General features: G+C 75.3%; 20 protein-coding genes. 11 read left to right on the top strand and 9 right to left on the bottom strand.

Features of this window, described 5'->3' with window-relative positions; translation table 11 throughout:
- Positions 1 to 311 precede the first annotated feature (311 nt).
- Positions 312 to 1,208 carry an alkaline phosphatase family protein gene (locus ACFVXH_RS21890; RefSeq protein ID WP_049658959.1) on the top strand — a complete coding sequence of 299 codons (897 nt, stop codon included), beginning with the start codon at positions 312 to 314 and terminating at the stop codon, positions 1,206 to 1,208.
- Positions 1,209 to 1,218: 10 nt separating this feature from the next.
- Here the strand turns inward: ACFVXH_RS21890 and ACFVXH_RS21895 are convergent, their stop codons facing one another.
- Complete coding sequence (locus ACFVXH_RS21895) at positions 1,219 to 2,538, bottom strand: MFS transporter (protein ID WP_387826258.1); 1,320 nt, start codon at positions 2,536 to 2,538, stop codon at positions 1,219 to 1,221.
- A gap of 85 nt (positions 2,539 to 2,623) precedes the next feature.
- Between ACFVXH_RS21895 and ACFVXH_RS21900 the strand changes: the two genes are divergently transcribed.
- Together ACFVXH_RS21900 and ACFVXH_RS21905 are read left to right on the top strand one after the other, a co-directional pair.
- The gene (locus tag ACFVXH_RS21900; protein ID WP_079272614.1) at positions 2,624 to 3,187 is read left to right on the top strand and encodes a MarR family winged helix-turn-helix transcriptional regulator; all 564 of its coding nucleotides are present in this window, start codon (positions 2,624 to 2,626) and stop codon (positions 3,185 to 3,187) included.
- Between the two features lie 69 nt (positions 3,188 to 3,256).
- Complete coding sequence (locus tag ACFVXH_RS21905) at positions 3,257 to 3,838, top strand: hypothetical protein (protein WP_387826261.1); 582 nt, start codon at positions 3,257 to 3,259, stop codon at positions 3,836 to 3,838.
- A 91-nt stretch (positions 3,839 to 3,929) separates the two neighbouring features.
- Here the strand turns inward: ACFVXH_RS21905 and ACFVXH_RS21910 are convergent, their stop codons facing one another.
- Complete coding sequence (locus ACFVXH_RS21910; RefSeq protein ID WP_387826263.1) at positions 3,930 to 4,997, bottom strand: trypsin-like serine peptidase; 1,068 nt, start codon at positions 4,995 to 4,997, stop codon at positions 3,930 to 3,932.
- 397 nt (positions 4,998 to 5,394) lie between these two features.
- A complete protein-coding gene (locus ACFVXH_RS21915; protein WP_387826266.1) occupies positions 5,395 to 5,877 on the bottom strand; it encodes a DUF1348 family protein in 483 nt (160 codons plus the stop codon).
- Between the two features lie 100 nt (positions 5,878 to 5,977).
- On the opposite strand from ACFVXH_RS21915, the gene ACFVXH_RS21920 reads away from it, so the two are divergent.
- A complete protein-coding gene (locus ACFVXH_RS21920; protein ID WP_375873717.1) occupies positions 5,978 to 6,541 on the top strand; it encodes a TetR/AcrR family transcriptional regulator in 564 nt (187 codons plus the stop codon).
- A 219-nt stretch (positions 6,542 to 6,760) separates the two neighbouring features.
- On the top strand, positions 6,761 to 6,904 hold the full coding sequence (locus ACFVXH_RS21925) for a hypothetical protein (RefSeq protein ID WP_158077759.1): 144 nt from the start codon (positions 6,761 to 6,763) through the stop codon (positions 6,902 to 6,904).
- A 236-nt stretch (positions 6,905 to 7,140) separates the two neighbouring features.
- Here the strand turns inward: ACFVXH_RS21925 and ACFVXH_RS21930 are convergent, their stop codons facing one another.
- On the bottom strand, positions 7,141 to 8,412 hold the full coding sequence (locus ACFVXH_RS21930) for a DUF5685 family protein (protein WP_387826269.1): 1,272 nt from the start codon (positions 8,410 to 8,412) through the stop codon (positions 7,141 to 7,143).
- A gap of 322 nt (positions 8,413 to 8,734) precedes the next feature.
- Here ACFVXH_RS21930 and ACFVXH_RS21935 point away from each other — a divergent pair, with 322 nt between their 5' ends.
- From ACFVXH_RS21935 to ACFVXH_RS21945, 3 genes are read left to right on the top strand one after another with little or no spacing between them, the layout of a single operon-like run.
- On the top strand, positions 8,735 to 9,298 hold the full coding sequence (locus ACFVXH_RS21935) for a helix-turn-helix domain-containing protein (protein ID WP_049659259.1): 564 nt from the start codon (positions 8,735 to 8,737) through the stop codon (positions 9,296 to 9,298).
- The gene (locus ACFVXH_RS21940) at positions 9,295 to 10,833 is read left to right on the top strand and encodes an MFS transporter (protein ID WP_380775823.1); all 1,539 of its coding nucleotides are present in this window, start codon (positions 9,295 to 9,297) and stop codon (positions 10,831 to 10,833) included. The genes ACFVXH_RS21935 and ACFVXH_RS21940 overlap by 4 nt, the downstream gene beginning before the upstream one ends.
- Before the next feature lie 28 nt (positions 10,834 to 10,861).
- On the top strand, positions 10,862 to 11,554 hold the full coding sequence (locus ACFVXH_RS21945; RefSeq protein WP_387826273.1) for an alpha/beta fold hydrolase: 693 nt from the start codon (positions 10,862 to 10,864) through the stop codon (positions 11,552 to 11,554).
- 59 nt (positions 11,555 to 11,613) lie between these two features.
- Here ACFVXH_RS21945 and ACFVXH_RS21950 read toward each other — a convergent pair whose 3' ends face one another.
- Complete coding sequence (locus tag ACFVXH_RS21950; protein WP_198959471.1) at positions 11,614 to 13,047, bottom strand: DUF2252 domain-containing protein; 1,434 nt, start codon at positions 13,045 to 13,047, stop codon at positions 11,614 to 11,616.
- A 214-nt stretch (positions 13,048 to 13,261) separates the two neighbouring features.
- On the opposite strand from ACFVXH_RS21950, the gene ACFVXH_RS21955 reads away from it, so the two are divergent.
- Entirely contained in the window at positions 13,262 to 13,690 is a 429-nt protein-coding gene (locus ACFVXH_RS21955) for a DUF2809 domain-containing protein (protein WP_049652467.1), read from the top strand.
- Between the two features lie 39 nt (positions 13,691 to 13,729).
- Here the strand turns inward: ACFVXH_RS21955 and ACFVXH_RS21960 are convergent, their stop codons facing one another.
- The gene (locus tag ACFVXH_RS21960) at positions 13,730 to 14,512 is read right to left on the bottom strand and encodes an SGNH/GDSL hydrolase family protein (RefSeq protein WP_074004931.1); all 783 of its coding nucleotides are present in this window, start codon (positions 14,510 to 14,512) and stop codon (positions 13,730 to 13,732) included.
- Positions 14,513 to 14,729: 217 nt separating this feature from the next.
- On the opposite strand from ACFVXH_RS21960, the gene ACFVXH_RS21965 reads away from it, so the two are divergent.
- Complete coding sequence (locus ACFVXH_RS21965; RefSeq protein ID WP_387826278.1) at positions 14,730 to 15,623, top strand: 4Fe-4S domain-containing protein; 894 nt, start codon at positions 14,730 to 14,732, stop codon at positions 15,621 to 15,623.
- A gap of 249 nt (positions 15,624 to 15,872) precedes the next feature.
- Positions 15,873 to 16,700 (top strand): dimethylargininase, encoded by an 828-nt coding sequence (gene ddaH, locus ACFVXH_RS21970; RefSeq protein ID WP_049652461.1) that lies wholly within the window; start codon positions 15,873 to 15,875, stop codon positions 16,698 to 16,700.
- On the opposite strand, the gene ACFVXH_RS21975 is transcribed toward ddaH, so the two are convergent.
- The 3 genes from ACFVXH_RS21975 to ACFVXH_RS21985 are packed head-to-tail and all read right to left on the bottom strand — an operon-like array spanning position 16,687 to position 19,603.
- The gene (locus ACFVXH_RS21975; RefSeq protein WP_387826281.1) at positions 16,687 to 17,433 is read right to left on the bottom strand and encodes a lactate utilization protein C; all 747 of its coding nucleotides are present in this window, start codon (positions 17,431 to 17,433) and stop codon (positions 16,687 to 16,689) included. The genes ddaH and ACFVXH_RS21975 overlap by 14 nt on opposite strands.
- On the bottom strand, positions 17,430 to 18,845 hold the full coding sequence (locus ACFVXH_RS21980; protein ID WP_387826283.1) for a lactate utilization protein B: 1,416 nt from the start codon (positions 18,843 to 18,845) through the stop codon (positions 17,430 to 17,432). Before ACFVXH_RS21980 ends, ACFVXH_RS21975 begins: the two co-directional genes overlap by 4 nt.
- Positions 18,842 to 19,603: a (Fe-S)-binding protein gene (locus tag ACFVXH_RS21985; protein ID WP_387826285.1), complete on the bottom strand. Its 762-nt coding sequence runs from the start codon at positions 19,601 to 19,603 to the stop codon at positions 18,842 to 18,844. The genes ACFVXH_RS21980 and ACFVXH_RS21985 overlap by 4 nt, the downstream gene beginning before the upstream one ends.
- Positions 19,604 to 19,767: the final 164 nt, after the last annotated feature.

Raw genomic sequence — 19,767 nt, forward strand, 5'->3', positions numbered from 1 at the left:
TCACCGGACCGGGCGGTTGCTGGCAATGTGAACCGGTTCGCCCGCATTTCGCGTTGTCAGTGGCGGTTTCGGCGCGTCGGGGCGGTGGCACCGTTCGTTTCCCGCTCCGGGGCCAAGGTTTCACCTGCCGTCGTCTGCCCGCGTCACCCCGGGGGCCCCATGCTGTTCGGGCGCTTCCGCGCACTCCGGTGCGCCCGCCGCGCCGGCCCCCCCCTCACCGACCACGGAGCTTCCCCACGCCCCGGCCGGGCCGGCGGGGCCGGGGCGGCGTCCTGCTGCCCGCCGGGCCGTCTCCTAGCCGAGGAATTGTCATGACTTCGTCCACAAAGCCCCTGAACCCCCGCTCCCGCCGCACCGCGACCGCGATCGGCTCCGCCGTCGCCCTGCTCGCCGCCTCCGCCGGCCTCTGGGCGGCCACCGCCCCCACCGCCCAGGCGGCCGCGCTGCCCACGCCCGACCACATCGTCGTCGTGGTGATGGAGAACCACGCCTACACCCAGGTCATCGGCAGCAGCAGCGCCCCGTACCTCAACAACACCCTGAAGGCGGGCGGCGCCAACCTCACCCAGTCCTTCGGCATCACCCACCCGAGCGAGCCGAACTACTACGCGCTGTTCTCCGGCTCCACCCAGGGCACCGTCGACGACAGCTGTGTGACGGTCGGCGGCTTCCAGGCGGCCAACCTGGCCTCCGAGGTCATCGCCGCCGGCAAGACCTGGGGCAGCTACAACGAGTCCCTGCCCAGCCAGGGCAGCACCGTCTGCAGCAGCGGCAGCTACGCCCAGAAGCACAACCCGTGGTTCGGCTTCGGCAACGTCCCGGTCAGCTCGGCGAAGACCTTCGCCCAGTTCCCGACCGACTACAGCACCCTGCCGAACGTCTCCTTCGTGGTGCCGAACCTCTGCAGCGACATGCACGACTGCTCGGTCGGCACCGGCGACACCTGGATCAAGAACAACCTGGGCGCCTACGCCACCTGGGCGCAGACCCACAACAGCCTGCTGGTCGTCACCTTCGACGAGGACAACAAGCTGTCCGGCAACCGCATCCCGACCCTGGTCTACGGCGCCCACGTGACGCCCGGCAGCAGCAGCGCCACCACCTACAACCACTACAACGTGCTGCGCACCCTGGAGGACCTGGCCGGCGTCACCGGCCACGCGGGCAACGCGGCCTCCGCCGCCGACATCACCGGCATCTGGAACTGACCGGCGGCGATCAGCCCTTGACCCCGGTTCGGGTTCGCGCCCGCGCCTGATCCCGAGCCCGGGCCGGTGGCCGTTCGGTCGGCGGCCCGGGCTCGGGCACGGTCGTCCGCCGGGCGCCGTACCGCCGGACGCCGGGCACCGCCGCCGTGCCCGCGCAGACCGCCGTCACCAGCCCCGCCGCCGCCAGCAGCGGCACCCGGTCGCCCCAGGCCCCGGCGGCCAGCGGGGCCAGGACGTAGCCGAGCGGGGCGGCGGCCAGCGAGAGCAGCCAGTCGTACGAGGTGACCCGGGCCAGCGTCCCGGGCGGGAAGTCCTGCTGGACCACCGTCTCCCAGAGCGGGTTGAGGAAGCCCAGCCCGGCCATCGCCACCGCCTGCGCGGCCACCGCGACCGGCGCCGGGGCGGGGAGGGCGAGCGCGAGCAGCGGCAGCCCGTACAGCGCGAGGGCGAGGTTGCCGGCCAGCACCGGGCGGCTGGGCCGCAGCCGGGCGGCGACCAGCGAGCCGACCAGCAGGCCCACCGCGCCAGCCTGGGTCAGCGCCACCCAGGCGCCGTCCCCGCCGAGCCGGGTGGCGGCGATCAGCGGGCCGAGGGTGAGCAGCACGGCGCTCGCGCCGTTCCACACCCCGTGGGCGATCAGGCTGGTCCAGTACCAGTCCCGGGAGCGCACCTCGCTCCAGCCCTCGGCGAGGTCCCGGCGCAGCGAGCGCGGGGCGTCGGGCACGGTGTCGTCGGGTGCGGGGTCGCCGGTCGCGCGGTCGACGCGGAGCCGGGCGAGCAGGGCGGCGCTCAGGACGAAGGAGGCGCCGTCCAGGACGAACGCCCAGCCCGGTCCGGCGGTGTACACCAGCAGTCCGGCGAGCGCCGGGCCGCCGAGCCGGGCGGCGCCGGTCGCGGTGCCGAGCAGGGCGTTGGCCCGCAGTCGCAGCTCGCCCCGGACGGTGGCCGCGACCAGTGGCGAGGCGGTGGGAATGGCGAAGGCGGAGGCGATGCCGCCGACGGCCGAGGCGGCCGCGACGTGCGACAGCCGGGGGTGCCCGTCGAGCAGTTCCAGGCCGACGAGCAGCTGGGCGAGGGCCCGGACGAGGTCGGTGCCGAGGGCGACCAGGCGGGGATCGAAGCGGTCCCCGACCACTCCGCCGACCGGCAGGAGGAGCAGCTTCGGCACCATCGCGCAGCCCAGGACCAGGGCGAGTGCGGCGGCCGAGCCGGTGGCGCGGGTGATGGCGATGGCGAGCGCGGCCGGGACGACGGCGTCGCCGAGCGTGGAGACCGTCCGGCCGATGAAGAGCAGGCGGAAGCCGCTCAGGCTCAAGGGGTGTGCTGTCACGCGCCGCACTGTATTTCGGTGTCGAAATTTCGACAACGAATATTTTGACGCCGTCGTTTCTGTGGCGGTTTGTAGACTCCTTCCCATGGCCGAGCACCCTTCCGAACAGCACACTCCGCCCCGCGGCCGGACGGGGCCCCACGACCGGACGGAGCCCCGCGACTGGACGGACGGTCACGTCGACCGCTGGCAACCGGTGCTGCCCGACCTCGACCCGGTCATCGAGGCCTCCGTCACCCGGATGTGGCGGCTCACCCGCCACCTCGGCCGGGTCCGCGAACAGGGCGTCGCCGACTACGGCCTGCACAAGCACGAGTTCGACACCCTGCACGTGCTCGCCGGCCGCGGCGGCCACGCCGCCCCCTCCGACCTGCGGGCCGACCTCAACCTCGCCCCGGCCTCGGTCACCGGCCGGCTGGAGACCCTGGAGCGGCGCGGCTTCGTCCTGCGCACGCCGTCCACGGAGGACCGCCGGAAGGTCGACATCGTCCTGACCGAGGCCGGGCGCGCCGCCTGGCGCAAGGCCCTGGACGTGGTGGGCCGGGAGGAGCAGCGGCTGCTGGGGGTGCTGTCCGAGGAGGAGCGGCGCACACTGGCGGACCTGCTGCGGAAGGTGATGCTCGCTCAGGAGACGACGCCGGAAGGCTAGACGTCCGCCACCGCTCCCGTACCGGGGTCGACCCGTGGCGCCCGGGGCGGGCGATTCGAACGAGTGCCGGTGCCGGATGGTGTGGGGGCGCGGCCCCGGGACGGGCGGGGCTACCCCGTACCGGCGATCACGCCCTGGCAGGACGGCCTGCCGCAGTTCGCGCTGACCGACTACGGGCGCAGCGCCGAGTGCGCGCTGGAGCGCACGTGCTCGGTGTGCGGGCGGTTCATGGAGCGCGGACCGGTCTGGCGGGTGGTCGGCGCCGCCGAGAGCGCGGCGATCGCCGGGGCGCTCGCGGCCGGGCAGCCGTACCGCAACCTCGCGCCCACCATGGAGGGCCCCGGCCACCGGGCCTGCATGCTCTACGCCGCCATGGTCTGCCCGTACCCGGCCCGCCCCAACGCCCGGCGGCGGGCGGGCGCGGCGGGCACGGCGGGTTCGGGGGATCCGGCCGACGAGCTGACCTCGGCCGCCGTCCGGGGGGCGGTGCGCGGCGGCACGGGCGCGGTGGTCGGGTTCGGCGACTACGAGTACGCCGTCACCGGGGCTCAGGTGCTGTTCCGCTTCCTCGACGTGGTCGAGTTCCTGCCGCACGAGTCGGCGGACGAGCACCTGGCCGAGCTGCGCGCCGAGTTGGCGAAGCCCTCGTAGCGTTGGTGGCCCTCCCCGCTTTCGTGGCCCTCGCGGCCCGGTGGCCCGGCCGGCGGGAGGCGCCGGCCGGGCCGGGGCGTGGGCCGGAGGGTCAGAGTGCCCGGCTCTGCGCCCAGTCGTAGAGCCGGTGGGCGCTGTCCCCGAGGCGGGTGGCGTACAGCGTGTTGACCGTGCCGCCCGCGAGCTCCTCGGAGGTGGTGGTGACGCCGACGAGGGTGCCGGTCCCGGTGGCCGGGTCGAACCGGGCGAAGTGGGGGCCGCCGCTGGCCCCGTGGGACATGTCGCAGGACTCGCCCCACAGGACCGGGGCCTGGGGGCCGGGGCGGGCCGGTCCGGCGCAGTGGATCATGCGCGAGCCGGAGTACGTGGCGGCGGGGTTGTTCAGCCGGTCCTTGGGATAGCCGAAGGTGTGGACGAACTCGCCCTCGGCGGGCGGGGTGAAGGCGATCCGCTGGGCACCGGTGACGTCGGCGATCCGCCGCCCCCCGGTCGAGGGGTTCGCCACCAGGACCCCGGTGTCGTAGCCGGCCACGGCGACGTCGTTCGAGGTCGTCCCGGCACGATCGGCGTCCCAGCGGGAGGAGGTGGCCATGGTCCTGATGCTGAAGCCGCCGAGCGGCTTGGTCCCGTTGCGGTAGCCGGGCACGAAGTAGAGGTTGTGGTTCCAGGTGTCGGCGGTCGCGGGGGCCCCGACGCCCCGCAGGCAGTGCGCCGCCGTGAGGAGGGTGCTGCGGTTGGCGCTGTTGACGACGGTCGCGGTGCAACTGCCGTCGTAGCCGTCGGAGAAGGTGAAGAAGAGCCGGCCGACGCTCCGGTCCACCGCTCCGCCGTGGGTCCACACGGCGCCGGGGTCCGGGGTGTCCGCGGGCAGCGGCCGCGGGTCGTCCGAAGTGTTGTCGTCCTCGGGCAGGGGCGTGATCTCGGGGACCAGGGCGCCCGCCAGCTTCATCCGGTCGGGCGTCCAGTAGGCGTCGATCCGGCCGCGCTCCTGCGCGGTCGTGGCGCCGGCGTGCGTGGTGACGGTCTCCCGCTCCGCGGCGAGGGCCGTGTTCGGCAGCAGCACCGCCGCCGTGGTCGCACTCAGCAGGAGGGCGCCCACGGCGGCGAGCCTGCGGGGCATGGCGCGGTCGGTGGTCGGTGTTCCGGGTGTCTTCGGCATGCACGGCACCGTAGGCACGGGATGTCAGGCTCCCGTGTGGATCGGGTCTCGGCCGGCCGTCGAAACGATCAGGTTCCGGTAACGGCGTCCCGGTCCTGTACTGGTGGCCGCCGCGCCGCCTGAGCCGGAATCAGGGCCGGTAGGAGGGAAGGCCCTTGACGGTGGACACCTGGGTCGGCGCGGCCGAGCCGTCGGCGGGCAGGGTGCTGACGCCGTCCGGGGTGCGGACCGCGATGGTCCTGCCGTCGGGGAGCCAGGCCAGGTCGCGGACGACGGTGCCGAAGTCGACTTCGACCTCGACGAGGAGCTTCGCAGGGCGGGGTCAGCGGCGGATGCGGGCCGTGTCACAGCCGTGGAACAGGACGGGCGCGCGCCGTGGCCCGCGCGGGGTGCCGGTTCAGAGGCCGAGGTCGGTGAGGCCCGGGTGGTCGTCGGGGCGGTGGCCGAGCGGCCAGTGGAACAGCCGCTCCGCGGCGGTGATCGGCAGGTCGTTGATCGAGGCGTGCCGCTCGGCCATCAGGCCGTTCCGGTCGAACTCCCAGTTCTCGTTGCCGGAGGAGCGGTACCAGTGGCCGTCGCCGTCGTGCCATTCGTAGGCGAAGCGGACCGCGATGCGGTCCCCGCCGTACGCCCAGAGCTCCTTGATCAGGCGGTAGTCCAGCTCGCGCTGCCACTTGCGGGTGAGGAAGTCGGCGATCCGGTCGCGGCCGGTGAGGAACTCGGAGCGGTTGCGCCAGCGGCTGTCCGGTGTGTAGGCGAGGGCGACCCGTCGGGGGTCGCGGGTGTTCCAGGCGTCCTCGGCGGCCCGGACCTTCCGGTGGGCGGTCTCCTCGGTGAACGGGGGCAGGGGCGGGCGCTGCTCGGTGCCGGTCTCGGGCATGGATGCTCCTCGGAATGGGCGTTCCATCGGTGAGAACGATCGTTCTCACTGTTGTGGCTACAGTAGGAGAACCATCGTTCTCACGCAAAGGGCACGGCAGATGGAGCAGGAAGACCCACGGACCCGGATCCTCGACGCGGCCGAGGAGCTGTTCTACGGGCAGGGCGTCCAGTCGGTCGGCATGGACGCCGTCCGGGCCGCCTCCGGCGTGACCATGCGCCGCCTGTACCAGCACTTCCCGTCCAAGGGCGAGCTCGTCGAGGCCTACCTGCTGCGCCGCGACGGCCGCTGGCGGGCGAACCTCGCCGTGTACGTCTCACGCACCGGAGGCTCCCCGAGGGAGCAGCTGCTCGCGGTCTTCGACTGGCTCGGCCGGTGGTTCGCCGAACCCGGCTTCCGGGGCTGCGCCTTCGTCAACTCACTCGGCGAACTCGGTGCCGTCAGCCCCGCGGTGGTGGCCGCCGCCCGGCACCACAAGGAGGAGTTCGGCGGCTACCTCGCGGGCCTGGTCGAGGCCGCCGGAGCCCCGCCCGCCACCGCCGTCCACCTGGCCCTGCTGGCCGAGGGGGCGATCACCAGCGCGGCCGTCCACGGGGATCCGACGGCCGCCGCCGATGCCAGGGAGGCCGCCCGGCTGCTGCTGGACGCGGCACCGGCCCGGTAGCCGGCGGCCCCGGCGCGGATGCCGACCGTCCGGCCCGCGGCCGTCACCAGGGCTGTGGAGCAGGTGAGTTGTGGCACCGGGTGGTACCGGGTGGTACCGGGTGGTGCTGGTGGGGCGTCGTCGGATGCGAGCGTTCCGGGCCGAACCGCACCGGGCGAGTGCTTTTCGCTCGAACGCGCGTTTATCGCCCATTGATCGACACCGCCTAGCCTCGGGTGCATGGACGAGAGAACGGCCGAGCGGCCGGGGGCGTTGCCCGAGGGGCGGATGACGGAGCAGGACACCGAGCGGTTCCGGCAGCTGCTGGCGCGGCTGGAGGACTCGCTGGCGGTGGACCGGAAGACGGCGCGGCGCGATGCCTGAGTGCGCCGAGCCGGGCCCGGTGGCGGTGCTGCCGGCGGTGGTCCCGCCGGTCGAGGTCCTGCCGCTCTGGCGGCGGGGCGAGGCCGGGCAGGACCGGAACGCGGACCGGCCCGGGGTGCTGCGGGGGCACCCCGGGCCGGTGGCGGCCGGTCGGTCCGGTCGGTCCGCTCAGGACGGTCAGGCCGGTCGGTCCGGTCAGGACGGGAGGGCCGGCGCGGAGCCGGCGGGCTGACCGGTCAGCTGCAGCCGCAGTCGCAGCAGCAGCCGTCGCAGCAGTCGCACCCGTCGCAGCAGTCCCCGTCACAGCAGTTGCAGCAGTCGCCGCAGCCGGGGTCGCCGCAGTCGCAGCAGTCGTGGCGCTGGCAGAAGCCCTCGCGGCGCTCGCGGCTGAACGGGTCCTCGTGGTCGCAGCAGAGCAGCTGGCAGGTGCAGGCCATCAGGGCCCACATCGCGCACCCGGCGAGCAGGTTGCGGGGGTTCGGCGGCTTCTGGCCGGGCGGGGTGAAGCCCGGGCCCTGCGGCACCCACGGCGGGATCGGCGCCTGGCCCGGCGGTGTCTGCTGCGGCGGCGCCTGGTGCGGGTGCTCGCCCGTGGTGGTGCCCGCGGCGGCGCCCGCGGTGTCCGGGCGGCGGCAGCTCGCCGTGTGCCGGGCGCGCCCGAAGACCCGCTCCACCGCGCGGTCGGTCTCGTGTCCGAGCAGGACGTGCACGAGGGTGCGGTCGGTCAGGTCGACCTCGCGCAGCGCGAGCCGGATGCCGTGGACGGCGTCGCGGCAGAGCCGTTCGGCCTCGGCGCGGTCGGTGCCGGTGGCGGTCAGCGGGTTCCAGGCGCCCGAGGCCGCGTCGGCGGCCTGGTCCTCGGCGGCGTCGAGGAGGTGGGCGAGCCGGCCGAACAGCCGCCCGGCCTCGGCGAGCGGGGCGGCGTTGCCGGGGCGCCCGGCGATCACGGCGGTGTGCGCGAAGGCGGCCGAGGTGGCGGTCTCGGTGGGCTCGGTGACCAGCAGGACGGAGCCGCCGGGGCGCAGCGAGCGCTCCAACTCGCCCTGCCGGGAGGCGGCGTCGAGCAGTACGGCGGTGTCGAAGCCGACGGCCGAGGCGCTGCCCGCGCTCTGCCGGTCCCAGCGCCGGGTGACGGCCCGGGCTCCGGCGGCGACCGGGCGGCGGGCGAAGACGCCGTCGCGGTCCTCGACGTGGTCGCGGATCTTGACCGAGGCGAGCGCCAGCGAGACGGCGGCGGCGAGCCGGGCGCCCTCGCCCTTGGCGACGGACGCGGTCCGCATGCCGCGCAGCGGGCACGGTCCGGCGGTGCGGCGCCAGGAGGAGTCCTCCCGGGCGGCCTGGGCCTCGACCAGGACGGAGATGATCAGACCGTCGTAGTTGGTCGCCGTCCGGGCGAGCTGTCCGTGGTCGTCCCGCAGCGCGAGGCAGAGCCCGCACAGGTGGGCCATCCAGGAGGTCTGCAGGCGCTCGGACAATCGATGCCTACACGGTCTGATGATGCCGAACACGCTGGTCCCCCTCGCCTTACGGGCCGCCGACCGGCCACGATTCGCCGCACATCATATGATCAGCGCCCCTCCTGGAAGCCCAGGTCCCGTCAAGCCGCCGCCCGACAGCCGGGCGCGCACCCCGCCCGGCGTCCGCGTGCACGCCACGCCCCGCCCCGGCGTCCGCGCGCACCTCGCCCCGCCCCGGCGTCCGCGCGCACCTCGCCCCGGCTCGGGGCGCCGCGTGCGCCGGGGCGGGGCTGCCGCCCGAAGGCTTCCGACGATCTGGGCCCCGGGCCCGACCCCGGTGAGTGGATCTCATATCCGGGATAGCATCGCGAATATGGGAATCGACGCGGCCGCCGACGAGCGGCTGGCACAACGACTCGCCGAGCTGAGGCTGGAACGCGGGTGGACCTTGGAGGAGTTGGCACGGCTGGCGGACGTCAGCCGGTCGACGCTGTCCCGGGTGGAGCGGGCGGAGGTCAGTCCGACGGCCGCGCTGCTCGGGCGGCTCTGCGCCGTGTACGGGCGGACCATGTCCCGGCTGCTCGCCGAGGTGGAGTCCGGTCCGGCCCGGCTGGTGCGGGCCGGGGAGCAGCAGGTGTGGCGGGACGGGACGACCGGGTTCGTCCGCCGGTCGGTCTCGCCGCCGCACGGCTCGCTGCGCGCGGAGATCATCGAGGGCCGGCTGCCGGCCGGCGCGGACATCGCCTACGACCGCGCCTGCACGCCCGGCCGGGAGCACCACCTCTGGCTGCTGGAGGGGAACCTGGAGCTGACCGTGGACGGTGAGCCGCAGCCGCTCGGCCCCGGCGACTGCCTGCGCTACGTCGGCAGCACCAGCCGCTTCCGCAGCCTCGGCCCGGGCGAGGCCCGGTACGCGCTGGTGGTGGTCGAGCCGTGAGCGCCGCCACCGGGCCGATAGCGAAGGAGCCCGAGGAGAGCCCCGGGAACGGCGGGGCGCCCCAGGAACCCGGGAAGCCCGGGGGACCCAAGGAGCGCTTCGACGCCGCCGGGCGCCGGGTCCTGCTGGTCTGCGTCGCGGGCGGCTTCACCACGCTGCTCGACCAGTCCGTCCTCAACACCTCCATCCCCGCCCTGCGCGAGACCCTGCACGCCGGGCCCGCCGACCTCCAGTGGATCGTCGCCGGCTACTCGCTCGCCTTCGGCCTCGCGCTGATCCCCGGCGGGCGGCTGGGCGACGTCAGGGGCCGCAAGTGGTTCTTCGTCACCGGCCTCGCCCTGTTCACCCTGGTCAGCCTGGTCTCCGCGACCGCCACCGAGCCCGGGGTGCTGATCGCCGCCCGGCTGCTCCAGGGCGTGGGCGCCGGCCTGGTCAACTCCCAGATGATCGGCACCCTCCAGGACGTCTTCGACGGCCAGCTGCGGGCCCGCGCCCTCGGCATGTACGCCGTCACCGGCGGCCTCGCCTTCACCCTCGGCCCGCCGATCGGCGGCGCGGTGCTGGCCCTGGCCGGCCCCGAGCACGGCTGGCGGCTGACCTTCCTGCTCAACGTCCCCTTCGGCCTGGCCACCGTCGCCCTGGCGGCCCGCCACCTGCCGAAGCCCCGCCCCAGCGCCCGGAACGCCGACCTCGACGTCCTCGGCCTGCTGCTGGTCGGGGCGCTCACCCTGGCCCTGATGCTGCCCTTCGTCCGGCCGCCCGGCTGGACCGGCTGGCTCGCCTTCGCGGCCGCCGCCCTGCTGCTGCTCGGCGCGCTCGCCTGGTGGCAGCGGCGCTACGCCCGGTCCGGCGGCCACCCGCTGATCCACCCGGCCCTCACCCGCTCCGCGCCGTACGCGCTCGGGACGGCCACCGCGATGGCCCAGTTCGGCTCCTCGCTCGCCGCCTCGCTGGTCCTGACCATGTTCCTCCAGGACGGCCTCGGCCTCTCCCCGATGGGCGCCGCGCTGGTCGCGCTGCCCTCCGCCGTGGCCATGGGCGTGGCCTCCGCGCTCGCCTGGCGGGTCGTCCAGCGCTACGGCCGACGCACCGTCACCGTCGGGATGGTCGGCTCCGCGCTCGCCATGCTGCTCAGCGGACTGCTCGCGCACTGGGCGCCCGCCGCCGTGCTGCCCTGGCTGCTGGCCCTGCTGCAACTGCTCGGCGGCGCCTCGGTGGGCCTGATGGGCTCCACCAACCAGGCGTACGTGCTGCGCCACGCGCCCGCCGAGGCGGCCGGCGTGAGCGGGGCGATCCTGCAGATGGCCCAGCGGATCGCGGCGGCCGTCGCGGTCTCGGCCCTGTCCGGGGTCTACCTGCGGGAGACCGTCGGCGGCGGCGGGCACCGCTCCGCCTACCTGACGGCGAGCGTGGTGTGCGCCGCGGTGGCCGGACTCGCCGTCCTGGCCTCGGTGTTCGCCGGCCGCGCCACGGCCCGCGAGCAGCGCGACGGCGGACCGGTCGCGATGAGCCGAGGGCGAACACCGGTCCGTTAGGCGGTGGTCGGCGCGTACCGTGGCGGGCATGACCGACGTACGGACCCGGACCGTGGACCTGCCCGAGGTGAGGCTCGCCTACCGCGAGAGCGGACGGCCCGGCGGCCCGCCGCTGGTGCTGCTGCACGCCCTCGGCGAGCGGGCCGCCGACTGGGACACCGTCCTGCCGGAGCTCGCCCCCGGCCACCACGTGTACGCGCTCGACCTGCGCGGCCACGGCGACAGCGCCCGCACCGCCGCCTACGCGCTGGAGGCGATGCGGGACGACGTGCTGGCCTTCCTCGACGCCCTCGGGCTCGCCCGCGTCGACCTGGTCGGCCACTCGATGGGCGGCGCCGTCGCCTACCTGCTCGCCCAGGCCGCGCCGGAGCGGATCGACCGGCTGGTCCTGGAGGAGATCCCCGCGCTGTACCCGCGCCCGGCGAGCGCGCCGCCCGAGGACCCGGACCCGGACGTGCACTTCGACTGGGCGGCGGTCCGGGCGGTCAAGGCCCAGCTCGACGACCCCGACCCGGCCTGGCGGGAGGGGCTGGCCGGGATCACCGCCCGCACCCTGGCCGTCGCCGGCGGCCCGGCCAGCCACGTCCCGCAGGAGCGGATCGCCGAACTCGCCCGGCTGATCCCGGACTGCCGCCTGGTCACCGTCGAGGCCGGGCACCTGGTGCACGGTGCCCGGCCCGCCGGGTTCGTCGCCGCGGTGGCGCCGTTCCTGGCCCGCTGAGCCGCCGGGCCGCTGCCGTCGAGTGAGGCGGACGCCGGATGGGGCGGGCGGCGGAACGGTCAGACGCCGTGCTCGACGGGCAGCCGCCCGTTGCGCACCGCCGTCAGCAGGTCGGCGTGGTCGGCCTCGGTGCGGTCGGCGTAGGCCACCGCGAAGGCGGCGACGGCCTCGTCCAGCGCCTCGCTCTTGCCGCAGTACCCGGCCAGCAGGCCCGGGTCGGCGGTGTGCGAGTGCGCCCGGGCCAGCAGGGCGCCGGTGATCCGGGCGTAGTCGTCCAGTTGGCCCGGCAGCAGCGCCGCCGGGTCGACACTGCCCTTGCGGTTGCGGAACTGCCGCACCTGGTAGGGGAGTCCGTCGACCGTGGTCCAGCCCAGCAGGGTGTCGCTGACCACCTGCATGTGCTTCTGGCCGAGCACCACCCGGCGGCCCTCGTGCCCGTCCGCCGCGGGCCGCGGCCCGGCCGGCAGGTACGGCAGCAGCGCGGACGGGCGGGCCTCCTTCACCTGCAGCACCAGCGGCTGGTCCCGGTGGTCGGTGAGCAGCACCACGTACGAGCGGGTGCCCACGCTGCCGGTGCCCACCACCCGGAACGCCACGTCCTGCACCCGGTAGCGGGACAGCAGGGTGCGGACCTCGGCCGGAACCGTCTCTACGTACGGGCCGAGCGCGTGCGCGACGGCGCGGGCGGTCGCGTCGGTCACCTCGGTGAGCACCGGGGGAGCGGCCGTGAACCGCCAACCGCCGTCCGCGGTACGGGCGGTGCTGCGGGCGGCGAACCGGGCGCTGGTGTTGCCGAGCGCCTTCGCGCCGACCTTGCGCAGCACCTCGGCGAGGTCGTGCGCCTCGGCGAAGGAGACCAGCTGCTCGTCCGCGATCGCGTTCCAGGCGTCCAGCCCGGGCAGCTTGGCGAGCGTGCGCACCGTCCGGCGGTAGGAGCCCGCCACGTGCTGGGCGGCCTCGCGCGCGGTGGTCTCGCTCGCCCCAGCCTCCCGGGCGGCCAGCACCAGGCTGGCGGCGAGCCGCTTGAGGTCCCACTCCCAGGGGCCGGGGACGGTCTCGTCGAAGTCGTTGATGTCCAGCACGATCTGGCCGCGCGCGTCGCCGTACAGGCCGAAGTTCGCGGCGTGCGCGTCCCCGCAGAGCTGCGCGCCCACCCCGGTCACCGGGGTGCCCGCGAGGTCGGCGGCCATCAGCCCGGCCGAGCCGCGCAGGAACGCGAACGGGCCGGCGGCCATCCGGCCGACCCGGATCGGCACCAGCCGGGCTATTCGGCCGGCGTTGGAGGCCTCCAGCGCGGTCACGGCCGTCGGCCGGTCGGGTGCGGGCGCGAACTCCGCGTGCCGCTCCCGGGGCACCCGGGTCCGCAGCTCCTTGCCGCGCTCCCGCGCCCGGCCGTCCTGCGCCGGGGCGAACCCGGCCACCGCGAACCCGCGCCGGGTCCGCTCGTCCCGCCCCGCCGCCGACCCCGACCCGGCCGCCTCGGCCCCACCCACGTGCGCCACTGTCCCCGCCCGTCCCTTCCGGTCCTCGCCCCGCCCGCGACCTGCGCGGACGTTTCATCGGGGGGAGTGACGTACGGGGTGGCGCGGTGGTTCCGGGAGGGGAGGGTCCGCTTGCGGGTCGCGGGGGTGGTGTGGGGGGCGGCGGGGCGTGCGTGGGGCGCGGGGCCGGGGCGGAGCCCGTGGGGCGCGGGGTAGCGTGGGGCGGGTGAACGATCTTGGGGGGAGCGGTTCCCGGGCGCTTCGGCGCACGCGCCTGGCGGCCGCGTCGGCGGCGGTGCTGACCGTGGCGGCCGGGCTGGGTGTGCGGGCCGTGTTCGGCGGGGACTTCGCCAAGTGCGCCGGGGACGCGCTCTACACCGTCCTCCTGTACGCCCTGCTCGTGCTGGCCGCGCCGAGGCTGCGCCCCGGCCGGGCCGCCGCCGTGGCCGCCGCGCTCAGCTGGGCCGTGGAGCTGTTCCAGCTGACCGGACTGCCGGACGCCTGGGGGCGGCACAGCACCCTGGCCCGGCTGGTGCTGGGCTCGACCTTCAACCCGCCGGACCTGCTCTGGTACCTGGTCGGCGCGGGCTGCGCCGGGGTGCTCCACCGGGTGCTGCGGACCTCCCGGGTCGCGGCACCCGGCGGAGCCGTCTGAACGCGGCCGCCCGGGCCGGGCGAGCGGCCTGACGGACCGTCAGAGCGGGAGCAGGTCCGGCCGCTTGGGCTCGACGTGGTCGCCCGAGGACTCGCCGCGCAGGCGCCGGCCGACCCAGGGCAGCAGGTACTCGCGGGCCCACTGGATGTTCTCCCGCCGCTGGTCCGCGGGGGTGAGCGCCTGGGCGTCCGGCCACGGGGCCTCCGGGTCCTGCGCGGTGCGCAGGCCCAGCGAGCGGGCGGCCAGCAGGGCGACCCGCTGGTGCCCCTCGGGGGACAGGTGCAGGCGGTCCTCGCTCCACGCGCGGCGGTCCTGCACCGCGCGCAGCGACCACAGGTCGGCCACCTTGCAGCCGTTGCGGTCGGCGACGGCGCGCATGTGCCCGTTGTAGGTGGCGATCTTGCCGCGCAGGTGCTTCAGCAGCGGCACGTCCTTGGTGTCGAAGCCGGTGCAGATCAGCACCGTCCCGGCGCTTTCGGTGAGTTGGACGACGGCGGCCTCGAAGCGCTCGGCCACCTCGTCCGGGTCGGCGCCCGGTCGGAGGATGTCGTTGCCGCCCGCGCAGAAGGTGACCAGGTCGGGCTGGAGGCGCTGGACCTGTGGCACCTGCTCGGCGGTGATCTGGTCCAGCAGCCGGCCGCGCACCGCGAGGTTGGCGTAGCGGAAGGCACCCGGCGGGCGCCCGTCGGCGAGGATCCCGGCGAGGCGGTCGGCCCAGCCGGCGAACCTGCCGTCGACGCCGGGGTCGTTCAGACCCTCGGTGAAGCTGTCGCCGATGGCGGCATACGAATCGAGGTCAAGGGTCTCCTGGAGATTCGGCATGAAAGAGATAGTTCACCCAATCAAGTGACCTACGCCACCGTAGGTGACTCCGGCGGCACGTGAGATGGACCACGTGCCCCCGTGGGCCCCTCCCGCCCGCAGAGAGCTGGCCCCCGGAAAGCACAAGATCCGCGCCCCCTTCCGCTTTCCGGCCGGCCCGGCGGATGCTCGAAGGGAGCGGCCGGTCCGGCCGCCGTCCTCCCGGGGGAAGGCACCCATGACCACCGACCCGCGCCCCGACCCGCCCGAGAACTGGTCCATCGACGACCGGTGCACCAACTGCGACGTCGCCCGGCAGCTCGCGCCCGACCTGGTCCGCGAGCGCGCGGGCCGCTCGGTGCTGGTCCGCCAGCCGCGCGACGCGGCCGAGCGCCGGCAGCTGCTCGCCGCCGCCCACGCCTGCCCGACCCGTTCCATCCGCCCGGGCGCCGGGCCGCTGGACCGGGCCGGGGACCCGTTCCCGCTGGCCCTCGCCGACGACCTGCTGCTGCTCGGCCACAACTCCCGGCAGACCGCGGGCGCCAACTCCTACCTCTGCCGCCGTCCCAGCGGCTGGGTGATGGTCGACACGCCGCGCTACAGCGAGGCCCTGGCCGCCCGGTACGCCGCGCTCGGCCCGGTCACCGACGTCCTGCTCACGCACCGCGACCACGCCGCGCACGGACGGGCGTACGCCGACCGGTTCGGCGCCCGGCTCTGGATCCACGAGGGCGATCTGGCGGCCGCCCCCGACGCCGACCGGGTGCTGCGCGGCACCGCGCCGACGGAGGTCTCGCCCGGCCTGGTCGCCCACCCGTTCCCCGGCCACACCCGGGGCAGCGTGCTCTTCCTCGCGGACGAGCGGTACTGCTTCAGCGGGGACAGCCTGTACTGGTCCCGCACCACCGGGGACATCGAGGTGGCGGAGTCGGTCACCTGGTACTCGATCGAGGAGCTCGCCGCCTCGCTGCGGCGCGGCCTCGGCGTGCTGCGCTTCGAGTGGCTGCTGCCCGGCCACGGCGACCGGCGCCGGATGCCCGCCGGGGAGGCGGACCGCCGGCTGCGGTCGCTGGCCGAGCGGTGCCGGGAGCTGCGGCCGAGGCCCGTGGACTTCGGCGCGGTCCGCTGGTAGCCGGCGGCCCGCCGGTACGGGACGGCCTGCCGCTGGCCGGTAGCCGGTGGCGCGGTCCGCCGGTCGGCGCCGGAGGGTCGGTGCGCCGGTGCCTGCGCCGGGTGCGCGGGGGCGTGCGACCGCTGGGAGCGCCCACCCGGGTGTGCGAACGGTTCCGTCGGGGCAGCCGCCTTGGGAACGAAGGTGTTCGGCCCCGTGAACCCCGAACTCCGTGCGACGAACTCCCCGCGATCCAAGGATGGTTGAGCCATGCTCACGCAGACCCCGGAGCGCCACGCCCGGCCTCGGCGCTACCTGATGTGCCGGCCGACGCACTTCACCGTGGACTACGCGATCAACCCGTGGATGGACCCCGCCCAGCCCACCGACACCGCGCTCGCCCTGCGCCAGTGGGAGCGGCTCTACTGGACGTACCGCCGGCTCGGCCACACCGTCGAGCTGATCGACCCGGTGCCCGGCCTGCCCGACATGGTGTACGCCGCCAACGGCGCCACCGTCCTGGACGGCCGCGCCCTGGTCGCCACCTTCCGCTACCCGGAGCGGGCCGCCGAGTCGGAGGCCTACCTGGCCTGGTTCCGCGAGCGCGGCTACCGCGAGGTGCGCCGGGCCGGGCACGTCAACGAGGGCGAGGGCGACCACCTGGTGGTGGGCCGCCGGGTGCTCGCCGGGACGGGCTTCCGCACCTCGCGCGCCGCGCACGCCGAGGCCGGGGAGCTGTTCGGCGTCCCGGTGGTCAGCCTGACCCTGGTCGACCCGCGCTTCTACCACCTGGACACCGCACTGGCGGTGCTCGCCGACGACCACGTCATGTACTACCCGGAGGCCTTCGACGCCGACAGCCGTTCGGTGCTGCGCGCCCTCTACCCGGACGCGATCCTCGCCGACCGGGCCGACGCCGAGGTGTTCGGGCTCAACGCGGTCTCGGACGGCCGCCGGGTGCTGCTGCCGGAGGCCGCCAAGAACCTGGCCGGCCGGCTGACCGAGCACGGCTACCAGCCCGTCCCGGTGGACGTCTCGGAGCTGCTGAAGGGCGGCGGCGGGGCGAAGTGCTGCACCCTGGAGCTCAGGCCGGAGTGACGGTGCCGCCCCCGGTGCCGCCCCGGATGCCGTGCCGGGCGTCGTCCGGCTCCGGCGCCGCGGTGACCAGCAGCACCTCCAGGGTGCGCGGCCCGTGCACCCCCTCCACCCGGTCCAGCTCGATGTCGCTGGTGGCGGACGGCCCCGAGATCCAGGTCTGCGGCCGTACCGGATCGAGCAGGGGCAGCGCGAGCGGCACCGAGGCGACGACCTGCTCCGGGGCCCGCACCACGCAGACGTGGTGGTCGGGGACGAGCGAGAGCAGCCGTCGCCCCTGGCCCGGTCCGGCGTCCAGCACGATCGTCCCGGTCTCGGCGACGGCCAGCGCGCAGCCGGTCACCACGCTGTCCACGGCGTCCAGCCGGGCGGCGGTCAGCGTCCCGTCGTCCGGGAGGAGTTCGACCCCCTCGGCCTCGGCCGCGGTGAGCCAGTCGGCCGGCAGCCCGGCCGGCACCACGACCGTCCGGCTGCCCCGCTCCACCAGCAACCCGGCGATCCGGCGCGGCAGTTCGTCCTCGTGGCAGCGGTGCACCAGGGCCCGGTAGTCGGCCAGGTTGCGGTGCAGCAGGTCGAGCACCGCCGCCGGGTCGTCCGTCGGCACGTGCGCCGTCAGGTAGTCGCGGGGCAGCGGCTGTTCGGCCACCCCGGCGGCGTCGCCGAGCGCGGCCCGGATCCGGCCGAGCACCAACTCCCGTGAGTTCGAAGGCCGTTCGGGCCGGTCGGATGCGGTCATGTGCGGTTCCTCCGCCACCAGTCGCGGAACGGTTCGGCCGGCACCTCCGGCAGGTCCCGGGTGTCGGTCCAGGCCCGCCCCGGCCCGGGCAGCCGGCGCGGGTGCAGCGACCGGGTGCGCCCGGCCAGCCGCTCGGCGGCGGCGAGCGCCGCCGGGTGGTCCAGCACGAACCCGGCGGCGGCCATCGCGGCCCGCTCCAGCGGGTGCCCGCCCTGCTCGGCGACCCGCTCGCGCAGGTGCACCAGCACCTCGGGGATGTCGATCGCCACCGGGCAGACCTCGTAGCAGGCCCCGCAGAGCGAGGAGGCGTACGGCAGCGAGGCGTCCACCGGGCTTGCAGTGCCGCGCAGTTGGGGCGTCAGGATGGCGCCGATCGGCCCCGGGTAGACCGAGCCGTAGGCGTGCCCGCCGGCCCGCTCGTACACCGGGCAGACGTTGAGGCAGGCCGAGCAGCGGATGCAGCGCAGCGCCTGGCGGCCGACCTGGTCGGCCAGCGCGGTGGTACGGCCGTTGTCCAGCAGCACCAGGTGGAACTCGGACGGGCCGTCGCCCTCCGTCGTCCCGGTCCAGAGCGAGGTGTACGGGTTCATCCGCTCGGCGGTGGAGGAGCGGGGGAGCAGCTGGAGGAAGACCTCCAGGTCCCGCCAGGTCGGCACGACCTTCTCGATCCCGACCACCGAGATCAGCGTGCGCGGCAGGGTGAGGCACATCCGGCCGTTGCCCTCGGACTCGACCACCACCAGGGTGCCGGTCTCGGCCACCATGAAGTTGGCGCCGGAGACGGCGACTTCGGCGCGCAGGAACTTCTCCCGCAGGTGCAGCCGGGCGGCCTCGGCGAGTTCGGCGGGCGAGTCGGTGAGGCCCCTGGGCGCCGGGCGGCCCCAGGAGGCCATCCGGTCCGCGAAGACCTGCCGGATCTCCGCCCGGTTGCGGTGGATCGCCGGCACCAGGATGTGCGAGGGCCGGTCGTCGCCCAACTGCACGATCAGCTCGGCGAGATCGGTCTCGTAGGCGGTGATCCCCTCGGCCGCCAGCGCCTCGTTGAGCTCGATCTCCTGGGTGGCCATCGACTTGACCTTGACGACCTCGGTCCGCCCGGTGGCCTTGACCAGTCCGGCGACGATCCGGTTGGCCTCCTCGGCGTCGGCGGCCCAGTGCACGGTGCCGCCGGCCGCCGTGACGGACTCCTCCAACTGCACCAGGTAGCGGTCGAGGTGGCGCAGCGTGTGGTCCTTGATCGCCTTCCCGGCGGCGCGCAGCCGGTCCCAGTCGGCGAGTTCGGCGACCGCCCGGGCCCGCTTGTCGCGGATGGTGCGGGTGGCGTGCCGCAGGTTGGCGCGCAGCCGCTCGTCCCGTACGGCCTTGGCGGCGGCCTGCGGGAAGGCGGGCATGCCGAGGAACGTACCGCTCACACGGGCCTCCAGGGGTGCTCCTCGGTACTGGCCAGGATCTCCGCCAGGTGCAGCGGCCGCAGCGGCGCGCCCCGGCGGTGCAGGGTGCCGCCGAGGTGCAGCAGGCAGGAGTTGTCGGCGCCGCAGAGCACGCGGGCGCCGGTGCCGAGCGCGTTGGCGATCTTGTCCTCGGCCATGGCCGCCGAGATCGCCGCGTTCTTGACCGCGAAGGTGCCGCCGAAGCCGCAGCACTCCTCGGCCCCGGGCAGCTCGACCAGCTCCAGGCCCTCGACGGCGCCCAGCAGCCGGCGCGGGCGCCCGCCGAGGCCGAGCAGGCGCAGGCCGTGGCAGGAGGGGTGGTAGGTGACGGTGTGCGGGAAGTACGCGCCGACGTCCTCGACGCCGAGCACATCGGTCAGGAACTCGGTCAGCTCGACCACCCGGGGCACCAGGTCGGTGACCAAGTCGGCGAGTTCGGTACCCCGGCCCTCGGCGGCGGCCCTGGCGCCGATCCGGGGGTAGTTGTCCCGGACCATCGCCACGCAGGAGCCCGAGGGCGTCACCACGTGGTCGTACCCGGCGAAGGCCTTCGCGGTCCGTCGGACCAGCGGCTCGCAGCCCCTGCGGTAGCCGGTGTTGTACTGCGGCTGCCCGCAGCAGGTCTGCCCGGCGGGGAAGTCCACCGTCACGCCGAGCCGTTCCAGCAGCCGGACGGTGGCCACCGCCGTGGCGGGGAACAGCGCGTCGTTGACGCAGGTGGCGAACAGCGCGACCCGCATCCGGGCTCCCTTCTGCCGAACCGGACCCCCGCCGGACGCCCGAACCGCCGGACGCCGGAAGCCGAACGGCACCGGACCGCTCGTGATCGTACCGAGCGGACCGGTGCCGCGGTGGGACTTCGGCCGTGCGACCTCGGCCGGGGACGTCAGCCCCCGGGACTCAC

The organism is Kitasatospora sp. NPDC058184, from assembly GCF_042883725.1.
GTDB lineage: Bacteria > Actinomycetota > Actinomycetes > Streptomycetales > Streptomycetaceae > Kitasatospora.